This window comes from Leisingera methylohalidivorans DSM 14336 (assembly GCF_000511355.1).
GTDB classification, from domain to species: Bacteria; Pseudomonadota; Alphaproteobacteria; order Rhodobacterales; family Rhodobacteraceae; genus Leisingera; species Leisingera methylohalidivorans.
The window spans coordinates 3,199,205-3,213,872 of record NC_023135.1; the positions used below are offsets into that span (position 1 = coordinate 3,199,205).

The window sequence follows — 14,668 nt, forward strand, 5'->3', positions numbered from 1 at the left end:
TGTCTGTTACTGGATCAAATCAAGCCTATCGGGCGATTAGTACCGGTCAACTGAATGCATTGCTGCACTTACATCTCCGGCCTATCGGCGTGGTGGTCTTCCACGGCCCTCAGGGATACCTTGTTTTGAGGGGGGCTTCCCGCTTAGATGCCTTCAGCGGTTATCCTGTCCGAACATAGCTACCCTGCACTGCTGCTGGCGCAACAACAGGTCCACCAGTGGTTCGTTCACCCCGGTCCTCTCGTACTAGGGGCAACTCCTCTCAAGTATCCTACACCCACGGCAGATAGGGACCGAACTGTCTCACGACGTTCTAAACCCAGCTCACGTACCTCTTTAAACGGCGAACAGCCGTACCCTTGGGACCTGCTCCAGCCCCAGGATGAGATGAGCCGACATCGAGGTGCCAAACACTGCCGTCGATATGGACTCTTGGGCAGTATCAGCCTGTTATCCCCGGCGTACCTTTTATCCGTTGAGCGATGGCCCTTCCACTCGGGACCACCGGATCACTATGGCCGACTTTCGTCTCTGCTCGACTTGTCAGTCTCGCAGTCAGGCTGGCTTCTGCCATTGCACTCAACGAGCGATTTCCGACCGCTCTGAGCCAACCTTCGCGCGCCTCCGTTACTCTTTAGGAGGCGACCGCCCCAGTCAAACTACCCGCCACGCAGGGTCCCGGATCCGGATAACGGACCGCGGTTAGATATCAAGAGTGCGAAGGGTGGTATCTCAAGGGAGGCTCCACCGCGACTAGCGTCACGGTTTCGATGCCTACCACCTATCCTGCACATCACAATCCTGATACCAGTGCGAAGCTGTAGTAAAGGTGCACGGGGTCTTTCCGTCTAACCGCGGGAAGCCTGCATCTTGACAGGCAATTCAATTTCGCTGAGTCGATGTTGGAGACAGCGGGGAAGTCGTTACGCCATTCGTGCAGGTCGGAACTTACCCGACAAGGAATTTCGCTACCTTAGGACCGTTATAGTTACGGCCGCCGTTTACCTGGGCTTCAATTCGGAGCTCTCACCCCTCCTTTTAACCTTCAGGCACCGGGCAGGCGTCAGACCCTATACGTCGCCTTACGGCTTCGCAGAGCCCTGTGTTTTTAATAAACAGTCGCCACCCCCTGGTTTGTGCCCCCGGATTCCACTTGCGTAGGACCCGGGCCTCCTTCTCGCGAACTTACGGAGGTATTTTGCCGAGTTCCTTCAACATCGTTCTCTCAAGCGCCTTGGTATTCTCTACCAGTCCACCTGTGTCGGTTTAGGGTACGGTCTGACGGAGGGCTATTTCCAGGGACTGATCAGCAGCCCATTCAATCCGATAAGGATGAACTACCTTCACAATCCGTCACATCCTCCTGGCCCACGAATATTAACGTGGTTCCCATCGCCTACGCCTTTCGGCCTCGGCTTAGGGGCCGGCTTACCCTGCTCAGATTAGCTTTAAGCAGGAACCCTTGGACTTTCGGCGAGAGTGTCTCTCACACTCTTTGTCGCTACTCATGTCATCATTCTCACTAGTGATCTCTCCACGGGATCGCTCACGCGCCCGCTTCATCGAAAGCTCCTTGCGTCCAATCTTTCCCGGAGGAAAGTAAGGACGCATGGAACTATGTCACACTACGCTCTGCTACCATGCACTATGTGCATCCTCGGCTTCGGCTCATGGCTTGAGCCCCGTTACATCTTCGCCGCAAGACATCTTGATTAGACCAGTGAGCTGTTACGCTATCTTTAAAGGATGGCTGCTTCTAAGCCAACCTCCTGGTTGTTTTGGACGTCTCACCTGCTTTCCCACTTAGCCATGAATTGGGGGCCTTAGCCGGAGGTCAGGGTTGTTTCCCTCTCCACGACGGACGTTAGCATCCGCCGTGTGTCTGCCATCCAGTACTCCCGGGTATTCGGAGTTTGGTTAGGATCAGTAAGCCTGTGGGGCCCCATTACCCATCCAGTGCTCTACCCCCCGGGGTATTCGGATGACGCTCTACCTAAATAGATTTCGCAGAGAACCAGCTATCTCCGAGTTTGATTGGCCTTTCACCCCTAGGCACAGCTCATCCCGATCCTTTTCAACGGATGTGGGTTCGGTCCTCCAGTGCGTGTTACCGCACCTTCAACCTGGCCATGCCTAGATCACTCGGTTTCGGGTCTGATCCCACGAACTCATGCGCCCTATTAAGACTCGCTTTCGCTGCGCCTACACCTAACGGTTTAAGCTTGCTCGTGAGACCAAGTCGATGACCCATTATACAAAAGGTACGCTGTCAGCCCTCAAGGGGCCTCCAACTGATTGTAGGCGTTCGGTTTCAGGTACTGTTTCACTCCCCTCGCCGGGGTGCTTTTCACCTTTCCCTCACGGTACTGGTTCGCTATCGGTCAGTAAGGAGTACTTAGCCTTCGGAGGTGGTCCTCCGATCTTCGAACAGGATTTCACGTGTCCCGCCCTACTTAATACGTCCCTCAGAGCTTAGAATACGGGGCTGTCACCCGCTATGGCCATGCTTCCCAGCATGTTCTTCTCACTCATCAGGCTCGGCTGGTCCGCGTTCGCTCGCCGCTACTAACGGAGTCTCTATTGATGTCCTTTCCTCCGGGTACTTAGATGTTTCAGTTCCCCGGGTTTGCTCTTATAAACCTATGTATTCAGTCTATAAGTACCTGGTTAAGCCCATTATAAGCAGCCATCCGGAATAAACCGGCGGCTATTATAACAAACTTTCAGGTGGGTTCCCCCATTCAGAGATCTTGGGATCAAAGCCTATTCCCGGCTCCCCCAAGCTTATCGCAGGGTATCACGTCTTTCATCGCCTCTTACTGCCAAGGCATCCACCAAACGCCCTTCTCGCGCTTGATTTGATCCAGAAAAAGAAAGTGTTACCTTCCGCGGCTCCGGAAGCTGGTAAGAAACCGGCGCCTTTATTCTGAACCAAAAAGCAAACTATCCCGCTCCCGGCCACATCTGCGACCAGGAACTTGTTGCATGATCCTCAGATCATGCGGGTTAGTGTACTTGACTTGGACAACACTGTCTTTTCAATCAGGCAGACTTCAGGACGTCTGAGGAAACATGACGTATTCTGAAGCTCGCATCCCGTCCCGAAGGACAGTCAGCACCTGACTGAGACCGGTCCCACACTCGGGCGGCCAACAGTCTTGTTGATTGTATCTCTCTTAACGATGTCAATTTTCGTCTGAAGAACAGACGTTCAAACAGTCAGAAACTGCTTGAAGATATGTTCTTCCTTACGGCGTCCCCGCGGGGGATGGTGGAGCCTAGGAGGATCGAACTCCTGACCTCCTGAATGCAAATCAGGCGCTCTCCCAGCTGAGCTAAGGCCCCAAATATATCCCGAGGGATTATGGTGGGTCGAGGAGGACTTGAACCTCCGACCTCACGCTTATCAGGCGTGCGCTCTAACCACCTGAGCTACCGACCCAGGTTTTCGTTCTGCTCTGCAAAACAAAACCGGTGTGCGACAGGGTATTGCAAGGCAATGCCCGAGAGCAGCACTCAGTGGTTATGTCACCGACAGCTGCCAGTAACGGCTGCTGCCGCGTGTTTTCCTGAAGAGATATGAGGACGGTCCGGTCCAGAGGGCATCTTGCGATGCCCCGATGCGGACAGCTTTGTTTGCTGTCCATGCTAAGTGATGCACGATCAGGAGCAGGCTCCATGATGCTAGCATCATCCTTAGAAAGGAGGTGATCCAGCCGCAGGTTCCCCTACGGCTACCTTGTTACGACTTCACCCCAGTCGCTGAGCTCACCGTGGTCCGCTGCCCCCACCGAAGTGGTTGGCGCACGGCCTTCGGGTAAACCCAACTCCCATGGTGTGACGGGCGGTGTGTACAAGGCCCGGGAACGTATTCACCGCGTCATGCTGTTACGCGATTACTAGCGATTCCGACTTCATGCCGCCGAGTTGCAGACGACAATCCGAACTGAGACAGTTTTTTGGGATTAACCCATTGTCACTGCCATTGTAGCACGTGTGTAGCCCAACCCGTAAGGGCCATGAGGACTTGACGTCATCCACACCTTCCTCCCGCTTATCACGGGCAGTTTCCCTAGAGTGCCCAGCCGAACTGCTGGCAACTAAGGATGTGGGTTGCGCTCGTTGCCGGACTTAACCGAACATCTCACGACACGAGCTGACGACAGCCATGCAGCACCTGTCACTCGGTCACCGAAGTGAAAACCAGATCTCTCTGGCGGTCCGAGGATGTCAAGGGTTGGTAAGGTTCTGCGCGTTGCTTCGAATTAAACCACATGCTCCACCGCTTGTGCGGGCCCCCGTCAATTCCTTTGAGTTTTAATCTTGCGACCGTACTCCCCAGGCGGAATGCTTAATCCGTTAGGTGTGTCACCGAATAGCATGCTACCCGACGACTGGCATTCATCGTTTACGGTGTGGACTACCAGGGTATCTAATCCTGTTTGCTCCCCACACTTTCGCACCTCAGCGTCAGTATCGAGCCAGTGAGCCGCCTTCGCCACTGGTGTTCCTCCGAATATCTACGAATTTCACCTCTACACTCGGAATTCCACTCACCTCTCTCGAACTCAAGACCAGGAGTTTAAGAGGCAGTTCCAGGGTTGAGCCCTGGGATTTCACCCCTTACTTTCTGGTCCGCCTACGCGCGCTTTACGCCCAGTAATTCCGAACAACGCTAACCCCCTCCGTATTACCGCGGCTGCTGGCACGGAGTTAGCCGGGGTTTCTTTACCAGATACTGTCATTATCATCTCTGGCGAAAGAGCTTTACGACCCTAAGGCCTTCATCACTCACGCGGCATGGCTGGATCAGGCTTGCGCCCATTGTCCAAGATTCCCCACTGCTGCCTCCCGTAGGAGTCTGGGCCGTGTCTCAGTCCCAGTGTTGCTGATCATCCTCTAAAACCAGCTATAGATCGTAGACTTGGTAGGCCGTTACCCCACCAACTATCTAATCTAACGCGGGCCGATCCTTCTCCGATAAATCTTTCCCCCGAAGGGCGTATAAGGTATTACTCACCGTTTCCAGTGGCTATTCCTTAGAGAAGGGCACGTTCCCACGCGTTACTAACCCGTCCGCCGCTCCCTCCCGAAGGAGAGCGCTCGACTTGCATGTGTTAGGCCTGCCGCCAGCGTTCGTTCTGAGCCAGGATCAAACTCTCAAGTTGAAACGCCGTTGCCAGCGTATCCTTGACGTTCGAACCTCTGCACATCACTGGTTGCTTTAACAAAACACTCAAACACGGGGGTCTGAAATGCCTTGCGATCCGACCCGGCTAGGAACCGGAACTGCAACCAATTATTCTCTGTCTGTTGTGCTTGGTTTCAAAAGAAACCGAAGCCGAACAAGACAGTGAAGCTGACACTCAATCATCGGAAGCGAACTTCCTAAGAGCGTTGATATACAGACGTTGATCCATCGAAACGAACCAAACCGCCCACATATCTCTTCAGTTATCCATCAATGTCAAAGAGCAAACATCCCGAGGTCAAAAACAGGACCGTTGCGCCAGTTCTCCCAGCGCGCCCGCCTGCCAAATCCATCAAAATGCCCCGGTCTCTCCCGGGCGTCCTGCCGTCTCTCCGGCCCGTCCCGGCGTCTCTCCGCCGTGTCCCCCGTCCGTTCCTGCGTCGCCGCCGCCCCGTCCGGTGTGTCCCGCTGCGCCTCAGCGCCGCCGGTGAGGGGGCTTTTACGGTTACCCCCCCGAACCCGCAAGCCCAAAATCGAAAAAAACAAAACTTTCTGCCCGGAAAAACCGCAAATCCATCAAAATCAACCACTTACACTGAAATAAACTCAGAGCCCCTGCCCCGCCTGCCGCCCTCAGAACCGCCGCCGCAACCGCCGGATCCCGCCCCGGACCCCGCCGCCCCGGGATCCGGCAGACTTACCCACAGACCGGCCCGCCTTATCCACAGAACCGCCCCCGGAATCGCTCCAAACACCCCAAAAAAGGAATCCCCCCGCTTCCGTCCGGACAAAAATACCCCCCGCCAAGGCCGCCAAAAACCGGATGCGGCATCAGACACAACATGCCGGAGCCGCCGGAGCGGGCATTCATAGCTGAAGCGTAACGGGGTTTCCGCTGACTGCGGACAGGCCCTGGGCGCGCCCATCCGCTCCGGCGAAGGTCTGAACCGCTCCGTCATTGGCGGGTGTTCATTGACCGGGTTAAACAAAAAGGCCCGCACCGTTCAGGTGCGGGCAAGCCGGGGAGGATCGTCAATGAGGCTTACAAATCTTCCCGGCTGATCGCTTCATCGCGGGTTTGCGCAGGTGACATACGCTGGAACCGGCCTTTCCCCAGATAGACCCAGCTGACCCCTTCGCTTGTGGCGAGAAATTCATCCGCGTATCCGCTGCTGATTTCAGCCTGCGGATTTCCCGGCAGAACAATCGTCTTCATCAGCAGGGTATAGAGCGCGAGGCCGAGCGGGAACCCGATGATGAAGGCGTACTGCGAGAACCAGGCCGCAATACCCCCCGCCACGATCCATGCAATCAGGCCTGCCGGGTTGAAACCGCCGGAGTAACGGAACTGGCCATCGGTTTTGAACAGGTCCGGCACATTGAGGCGGCGCTTGCGCAGAATGTAATAGTCGGCCACCATGATGCCGCCGATGGCAGACAGGAACGCGCCGTAGTAGCCCAGGAAAACAAACAGGTTGTTCAGGATTTCCCATGGGAAGCACAGCGTGCCGGCGACGCCTGCCAGCGCAACGCCTGCCTTGTAGTTGATCACACGCGGCGCAAGGTTGATGAAGGTCAGCGCTGAGGGGATGAGGTTGGCTGAGTTGTTGGTGGACCATTGCGCCAGCACCACCAGCGCAAGCAGAACGACCAGCGACAGCCCCTCACCTTGGCCCTGGATGACCTCGACCGGATTCCAATTGCCGGTGGCAATGAACGATACGCCTCCGATCCCGGCAATCAGCGCCTGGGTGACGGGCAAGGCAACCAGCTGCGCCAGGAAGATGTTCTTGTTGCGCTTTACAAAGCCTTTGGCCCCGGCATCGGTCTTCACAAACCGCGTCAGGTTGGGGATGTCGATGGCAAGCGTCGACCAGAAGCCCATGTTGGCGATGAACAGCACCAGCAAGGACATTTCGCCAGTCCCTTCAAAGGTCCAGATGTTCACACCTTTGGTCGAGGCAACGCCTTCCAGCGTATAATACATCCAGATCGAAATCGCGATGATTGCCGGGGCTGCCAGCGACGCCAGCCGCTCAACCGATTTGATCCCCATCGCAGTGTTCGCAACCTGGACGATGCCGAACACGGCGTACCAGACCACCCAGTTGTCGAAGCTTAGAAAGTACTGGCCGATCCCGTTCAGCGCCAAGGCGCCCAGATAGGTTTGAATGCCGAACCACATTGCGGCGATCAGGCCGCGGGAAAGGGCCGGCAGATGCGTGCCATAAATGCCGAACGGCGCGCGCAGATAGACCGCAAAGGACAGCCCGTGTTCAGTTCCGATATCCGCCGTCAGCACCATGAATGCGCCGATCGCGATATTGGCCAGCATGATCACCAGGATGACCGTTGCCAGCGGAACACCGCCGCCGACACCGGCAGCACCAAGTGAGTAGGTTGCGATGATGACCGCAATTCCCACCCAGATCCAGGCATACCCAACCAGGCCGAGCGGACGCTGCTCCAGCAATGTCGGCAGGATGGATTCCTCAAGCAGCCCGGTGCGTTCAGTTTCCGCTTCGCGGATTTTTTCTGTCATTGTCATTGTTTGGTTTCCCTGTTGGTTGGGTTGCCGGCACAAGGGGGCGTGCCGATCTTCGAAGGCGGTGTTCCGAAACGTTCGGAAAAGCACCTTGAAAACTGTGTCCGCGACGTGAAGCCGGCGGCGACCGCCACATCAAGAAGCTGCATATTTGTTTCGATCAGCAGGCTGTGCGCGAAATCGAGCCGCAGATTCCGGTGGTATTTGGCCGGCGGCGTGCGCAGCAGCTTTTTGAATTGCCGCTCAAGCTGGCGCCGCGAACACCCGCACTCCCGGGCGATCTCATCCAGGCACAGCGGGCTTTCCAAATCGCGCTGCATGATTTCGATGGCAGCCGTCACATGCCGGTTGCGTGCATTATGTGCGAAGGCAAAGGATGTCTTTTGCGGTGTCTCCGGCGGCCGCGGCACACCATGCAGGCACATGTCCCCGACGGCTTGCGCAAAAGCCTTGCCATAGTCTGCAGTGATCAGTGCAAGCATCATATCCGTTGCGGCATGCCCACCGCCGCAGGTCAGCAGCGGCCCATCGATTTCAAAGATCCGTTCGCTGCTCTGCAGGTCAGGGTAAACTTCGCGGAAACTGGCTTGATTTTCCCAATGCAGCGTAAAACGCCTGTCCCGGAGCAGGCCCATCCGGGCCAGGGTGAAAGCACCGGTGCACAGGGCGCCGATCTTCCCTCCCATCCGGGAGATCCGGCGCAGCGCCTGCATCGTTCGTTCGGACGCCGCATTGCGGGGGTCCGTGCCAGAACACACAAACAGCTGACCCGCTGTTTGCAGTCCGTTCAGACTCGATTGAACATTCAGCTCAACGCCGCAAGAGCTTGCGGCCGCCGGGGTATCCGCCACCGTGTGCCAGCGGTAGAGTTCATGCTGTGAGAGCTGGTTTGCAACACGCAGCGGCTCGATGGCGCTGCTCAGGGCCAGCATCGTGAACCTGGGCAGCAGAACAAAGTGGATGTCGCGCGGAGGCAGGGCATCTTTCACCGGGAAATAGGCTGCGCTCTTCGGTATGAAACTGCGATAGCTTTTCATTCTCTCGGTGCTCATGACGGCCTCCGCACTGGTTAACGCAAGGTGTCCAGCGACCGGCGCAGGTCCTCGGTTGCCGCCGCATCAACGGTTTCGGCGTCCAGATCGAGCACCACCCCGTAAACATCCCGGGCGTGCTGCGGAGTGCAGAAGCCATCCAGCACATCGTCCAGAACTTTTTCCGGAGTGCGCTCCAGCGGGCTGCCATAGCCGCCGCCGCAGGGGCTGTAGTAGGCCATCACGTCGTCTTTCCGGACGTCCTCGCCATGGAACTTGGAATGCATCTGACGCGCAGGTCCGGTACTGGAAAAGTTGTAGATCTCGCATTTCCCGGCCGCCCCTTCCGTGCCGCCGAAAATCCCCCATGGCACATTGGTATGCCGTTCGCTCTCATGGGTGATGATGCCATCGGTCAGCATCCGCTGGCTCTTCACGACACCGATCCCGCCGCGGTGCTTGCCGGCACCCGGCATGACGTCATCGCGCAATTCGTACCGCTCGCAGATCATCGGGATATGCATCGCAAGGTCTTCCAGCGGATTGTTGCGGGTGTTGGCCATCAGATTGTCAATGGCGTCAGGACCATCGGACTCCGGGCGGCCGCCATAGGCGCCCTCGTTGACTTCCAGGAACACCCAGTACTCCCCGTCGTCCCGCACCCCTGCGTAAGAGGCAAAGGAAATGCTGGCCGACGACCCGGCAATGATGTCTTCCGGCAGGACCGGCGCCATTGCCTTCAGGATCAGGTCGATCATGAAGTTGCACTGGGTAAAGCGGGCCTCCGCAGAGGCCGGCGCGATCGGGTTGAAGATCGTGCCTTCCGGGGCGGTCACTTTGATCGGCCGGAACGACCCCTGGTTCGACGGCACTCTGGTGTCCGAAGTCGCGGTGTCCAGCAGCAATTTGCGGAACGCTGCGAACGCGGCCACTTTCGTGGAACCTTCAAACGGCACGTTGTAGGCGGTGGGCGTCTGCGGCGCTGATCCGGTCAGGTCGACTTCGATGGTGTCTCCGACAACCCGGACACAGACCTTGACCGGAAGCGTCTGGCCGCGGTTGCGCCCATCATCATCCAGCCAGCCTTCGGCACGGTATTCACCATCCGGAATGTCCGAAATCCGCTGCCGCAGCATTTTCTCGGAGTAGTCCATCAACTGGTTGCAGGCGCCGAACACCAGGTCCTTGCCATAGCGTTCCAACAATTCCTTAAAGCGCTTCGCGCCAAGCCGGGCAGAAGCAATCTGCGCCTCGATGTCGTCCACAAGCTGGCGCGCAGCACGCGAGTTGTTGCGGATGAAATTCCACATCGTCTCATTGCGCTCGCCCTTGCGGTAAAGCTTGGTGCCGGCAAACAGCATGCCCTCGGCGTAAACATCCGGCACATCGATGATCAGGCCCGGTGTTGCGGCGCCGATATCGATATGATGCGCGGTATTGCCCGCGTATCCGACCAGCTCACCTTCGTGAAAAATCGGAATGACGATTGCCAGATCGGGGGTATGCGACGAACCCAGGTAGGGATGGTTGTGGACGACAACATCGCCTTCATACCACTCGCCGTCATCCAGGGAGTCCGCGATACCCCGCAGATACCCTGGGATCGAGCCAATGTGCATCGGCGTGGATTCGGACTCGCAGAGCGTGTTGAAACCTGTGTCGAAAAGCCCGGCGCCCAGATCTTCGGACTCCCGGATGATCGAGGAGAAGGACATGCGGAACAGAACATGCGCCATTTCCTCCGCAATGGTTTCGATAGACCCCCGGATGACCTGAAGAGTGACCGGATCGATCGGTTTACTGATATCTTTTGGCATTGTTTTTCTCCCTCAGGACTTGCTCAAGCGCAGGCTTCCGAAATCCTGAACCTCAGCGGCATAGCCGGGCGGCAGCAGCGTTGTTGAATTGTGCTGGATGATGATGGCCGGGCCTTCAACGCGGATTCCCGCTCCCAGTTTCCCGCGATCCAGGCGCGGTGTCATATGCACCGATCCATCGTCGAAGACAGTTTCGCGCTGGTACATGAAGGCCGCCTTGGTATCGTCCTGGCTGCCTAATGAAAGCGGTGCCAGCTCCAGGTGCCGGACATTTGCCGACGCGATGACCCGCACATTGTACAGCTCGACAAGGCTGTCATCGAAGGAATATCCGTAATCCGCCTTATGCTGCTTGTGGAACGCGCGGATCACGTCCGGCACGTTTTCCAGCGCCAGGCCTTCCTTCGGCATCGGCACGCGCAGCTCGAAACCCTGGCCGTGATACCGCACTTCGGCGATCACGTCGAAATTCTGCTGCGCCTCTGGAATGGCGTCGTTTTCCAGATCGGCCTTACCGGCAGCCTGCAGGTCCGCGACAGCTGCGTTCACCCTGCCGATGGCGCTTTGGTCAGCTTGGAACAGATTGGTGATGACCGAGCGGGTGTGCTCGTACTGAAGGTCGGTGCCCAGCAGCCCCATGGCAGCTGTGATCCCGGGCGCAATCGGAACCAGCACGTCCCGCGCGGAAACAAGTTCCGCCAAAGCAACACCGTGGAACGGGCCGGCACCGCCGAACGGCATGAGCGAGAACTCCCGCGGGTCATAGCCGCGCGCAACCGAATTGGAGCGGATCGTCAGCGCCATATTGTTGTTGACGATCTTGATGATCCCTAGCGCGGCCTCTGTCACAGAAACCCCCATAGGATCAGCGATCTTTTCCTTGATTGCCTTGTGCGACAGTTCCGGGTCCAACGGCAGGTCGCCGCCAAGAAACTTGTCCGCATCCATACGGCCCAGAACGACCTGCGCGTCTGTCACGGTCGGTTCCGTGCCGCCGCGGTTGTAACAGGCGGGCCCGGGTTCCGAACCGGCTGACCGGGGCCCGACGTTGAAACCGCCCGCCTCATCCAGATAGGCAATCGACCCGCCGCCTGCGCCGATGGTTTCCAGGTCGATCATCGGGGCCATCACCGCATGTCCCGACACCAGGGTATCACGCGGGTTCTTGATGCGCATTTCACCCCCGGCAATGGTGGAAATGTCCGCCGACGTGCCGCCGATGTCGACGGTAAGGATGTTGTCCGTCCCCGCCAGCCGTGCTTCGGAAAGCGCCCCCAGCACACCGCCGGCGGGACCGCTCATCAGGATGCTCACGGGCTTTCGGGCGCATCCGTCAATGGTGGATATCCCGCCGTTTGACTGGATGACGCGCAGCTTGGCCGGAATGCCGCCTTCCTTCACCTTCTGCTCCAGATTGCGGAGGTACCAGGCCGACCGCGGGCCGACAAACGCGTTCATGGCAACCGTGGAAAACCGCTCATATTCGCGGATGACATTTGCAACGTCAGAAGACACCGAGACGTAAGCGTCCGGAATTTCCTCCAGCACGATGTCGCGGGCACGCTTTTCATGTGCATCGTTCAGGAAGGAAAACATAAAACCGATACAGACCGACGTGATGCCGCGCTTGCGGAACAGCGCGCAGGCACTGCGGATTTCATCCTCGTTCAGCGGCGTTTCAATTTCGCCGGTTGGCGGCAGGATCCGTTCACTGATGGCGATCCGGTTGCGCCGCTTGACGAGCGGCCGGTTCTGCCAGGGCACTTCAAAATGCAGGGAAAAGTTATGCGGGCGCTTGTGGCGGCCGATGTGCAAGATGTCGCGGAAGCCTTTCGTCGTCAGCATCCCGACTTCGGCGCCGTTATGCTCGATGGTAATGTTCGTTGCGACAGTGGTGCCGTGGTTGATGACCTCGATTGCTTCTTTGCCGATCCCGGCAATTTCGCAAATCTGGTGAATGCCCTCGACCACGCCGATCGACTGGTCCTTCAGGGTACTGGGCACTTTATGGAAAAAAGTGCCGTTATTGCATTCCAGCACAAGGTCGGTGTTTGTACCGCCTACGTCAACGCCGATGCGAGCCATGATGTCCTCCAATTCCTCCCTGTCCGGAAGGGCGCTCGACCGCCCTTCCGGGATTTCCCCAGCGCTTAGCGGTTGCTGACGGTGTTGAGATAATCGACACAGGTGTCGACGGTCTCGACGTCACCGAACTTCGCGTCGATGTCGAACAGGTTCCAGGCGACAGCACCCGGGACCCGGTCGCCGATCGCCTCTTTGACCGCAATCGTGCGGAAACCATCCGCAATACCGTCGCAGATCGTCTGACGCACGCAGGCGCAGGCGGTCACGCCGGTCACCAGGATGGTATCAACCCCATTGGCCCGCAGGATGCCGGCCAGTTCGGTGCCGTGGAACGAACTCGCCCGTTTCTTCAGCAGCGTATATTCGCCCTCGACCGGCGCAATCCGGCTGTCGATCGCCCACAGGTCCTTGTCAGCCAGGTCCACCACATCAACCGGGATCTTGTCGTGCCACAGCCCCATGTCTGTGAACGGTGCCTTCCGGTCTGTGATCTCATAGGCAGTGGTGACATGGATCACCGGATGCCCATTGGCACGGCAGGCTTCCAGCAGGCGCTGCATGCCCGGAATGATCTCGTTGTCCATCTTCTCCTGATCGCAGGTGAAAGGGTTTCCGGGCCGGGTCCAGGCATTGGCAAGATCAACGCTGACAAGGGCCGGTTTCTTGCCAAAGCCCACACGGCGCTGGAAGCCGCGCTCTTTGTAAAGGGCGGATGCAGCATCGAATGCCTCGTGCAGCATCTTGTCCAGTGCTGCGTTATCAACATTACTCATTTTGTTGTCCTTCGATTTTGTAGGTCGCTATGTCCGCCTCAGCCAGCCCTTGCTGCATTGGCGTCTTGATCTCGGGTCAGAGGTCACTCCTCCAAAATCAATCACAGGCACCTCACAAGCAATCGCCGTATCGGCCATTATTATTGCTAGAATTGCATCAATCAAAAACTGTGTGTTATGCAGCTGTAGTTGAAAGGGAAATTTTAGCGGCAATGACCCACACACCTCAGACGCGCGACCTGGAAGCCTTCAATGCAGTGGCCGTCGAACTCAGTTTCCGGCGCGCAGCAGAGCGGCTCTCCATCGACCAGAGCGCACTCAGCCGCCGCATCCGCCAGCTGGAAGATCAGCTTGGCTACCAGCTCATCCGGCGCACGACGCGCGAAGTCTCACTGACCGCCGCGGGGGAGGTGTTCTACGAACGGACCAGGCTGATCTCATCTGAGATTACTGCCGCCGTTCAAGCCGGGCGCATTGCAGCGGAAGGCAAGAAAGGATTCCTGCGCGTCGGATACATGTCCTTTGCGGCGCTGGATCTGATGCCCCGGGTAGTGCGGGAGTTTACCCGCCGCTATCCGGACATTGAACTTGAGCTGAAATATATCCGCACCCAGGGACAGAAGATTGAACTGTCACGCAACAACATCGATGCTGGCTTCATGCTCGGCCCGTTCAAGCACCCCCAGTTTGAAACTAGGGAAGTGGCACGCGAGAGACTCGTCGCGCTGCTACCGGTGGACCATCGGCTGTCGACCCGGCCCTCGGTTACTCTCCAGGAAATCGCGCAGTACCCGATGGTCCTGGGAAGCATGGCCGAATGGGATTTTTTCCGGCTGTTTATCGACGATGTGTTTTTGAGAAGCGGCAACACGATCGATGTGAAATACGAAGCGTCCAATGCTCTGGGGATCCTTGGCCTGGTTGGCAGCGGCCTCGGCGTTTCAGTTTACGCACAGGGGATCACGAGATTTCAGCCAAGAACGATTATGACAAAACCAATCTCTGACTGCGATGCGGAGATCTCCACTCTCCTGGTGTGCAACCGGGCCTATAAAACGCCAGCACTGATGAACTTCATTGCCGTCGCAGAGGAGGTCGTCAAAGCGCGATGATTGCTGAACGCCCGCGATCAAAGCCCAAGCAATTATGCAGGGATTACCCATCGGGCCGCCGCAGCAGGGGCACGGTGCGCGCAAGGCCTGCGGACGATCTCCGCGGCGGCCAGG

Annotated in this window: 6 protein-coding genes, 2 tRNA genes and 2 rRNA genes; 1 reads left to right on the forward strand and 9 read right to left on the reverse strand. The window is 57.6% G+C overall.

Translation table 11 applies throughout. The annotated features are described in order from the left end of the window. Nucleotides 1-15: 15 nt before the first annotated feature. The 9 genes from METH_RS15740 to METH_RS15785 all read right to left on the reverse strand — a co-directional run bounded on the left by METH_RS15740 (nt 16) and on the right by METH_RS15785 (nt 13,442). Nucleotides 16-2,859: ribosomal RNA gene (locus tag METH_RS15740) — 23S ribosomal RNA — on the reverse strand. A gap of 410 nt (nt 2,860-3,269) precedes the next feature. Further along, nucleotides 3,270-3,345: transfer RNA gene (locus METH_RS15745), tRNA-Ala, on the reverse strand. Nucleotides 3,346-3,365: 20 nt separating this feature from the next. Beyond that, a tRNA-Ile gene (locus METH_RS15750) sits at nt 3,366-3,442 on the reverse strand. 258 nt (nt 3,443-3,700) lie between these two features. Then, nucleotides 3,701-5,168: ribosomal RNA gene (locus tag METH_RS15755) — 16S ribosomal RNA — on the reverse strand. The 16S and 23S rRNA genes sit together here with 2 tRNA genes alongside, the layout of an rRNA operon. A gap of 1,065 nt (nt 5,169-6,233) precedes the next feature. Continuing rightward, nucleotides 6,234-7,739 carry an NCS1 family transporter gene (locus tag METH_RS15765; RefSeq protein WP_024091472.1) on the reverse strand — a complete coding sequence of 502 codons (1,506 nt, stop codon included), beginning with the start codon at nt 7,737-7,739 and terminating at the stop codon, nt 6,234-6,236. Then, nucleotides 7,736-8,788 (reverse strand): helix-turn-helix domain-containing protein, encoded by a 1,053-nt coding sequence (locus METH_RS15770; RefSeq protein ID WP_084013808.1) that lies wholly within the window; start codon nt 8,786-8,788, stop codon nt 7,736-7,738. The genes METH_RS15765 and METH_RS15770 overlap by 4 nt, the downstream gene beginning before the upstream one ends. Nucleotides 8,789-8,805: 17 nt before the next feature. Continuing rightward, nucleotides 8,806-10,584 (reverse strand): hydantoinase B/oxoprolinase family protein, encoded by a 1,779-nt coding sequence (locus METH_RS15775; protein WP_024091474.1) that lies wholly within the window; start codon nt 10,582-10,584, stop codon nt 8,806-8,808. Between the two features lie 12 nt (nt 10,585-10,596). Beyond that, a complete protein-coding gene (locus METH_RS15780; RefSeq protein WP_024091475.1) occupies nt 10,597-12,669 on the reverse strand; it encodes a hydantoinase/oxoprolinase family protein in 2,073 nt (690 codons plus the stop codon). A gap of 65 nt (nt 12,670-12,734) precedes the next feature. After that, a complete protein-coding gene (locus METH_RS15785; protein ID WP_024091476.1) occupies nt 12,735-13,442 on the reverse strand; it encodes an isochorismatase family protein in 708 nt (235 codons plus the stop codon). A gap of 212 nt (nt 13,443-13,654) precedes the next feature. On the opposite strand from METH_RS15785, the gene METH_RS15790 reads away from it, so the two are divergent. After that, a complete protein-coding gene (locus METH_RS15790; RefSeq protein ID WP_024091477.1) occupies nt 13,655-14,554 on the forward strand; it encodes a LysR family transcriptional regulator in 900 nt (299 codons plus the stop codon). The last annotated feature ends 114 nt before the right edge of the window (nt 14,555-14,668 follow it).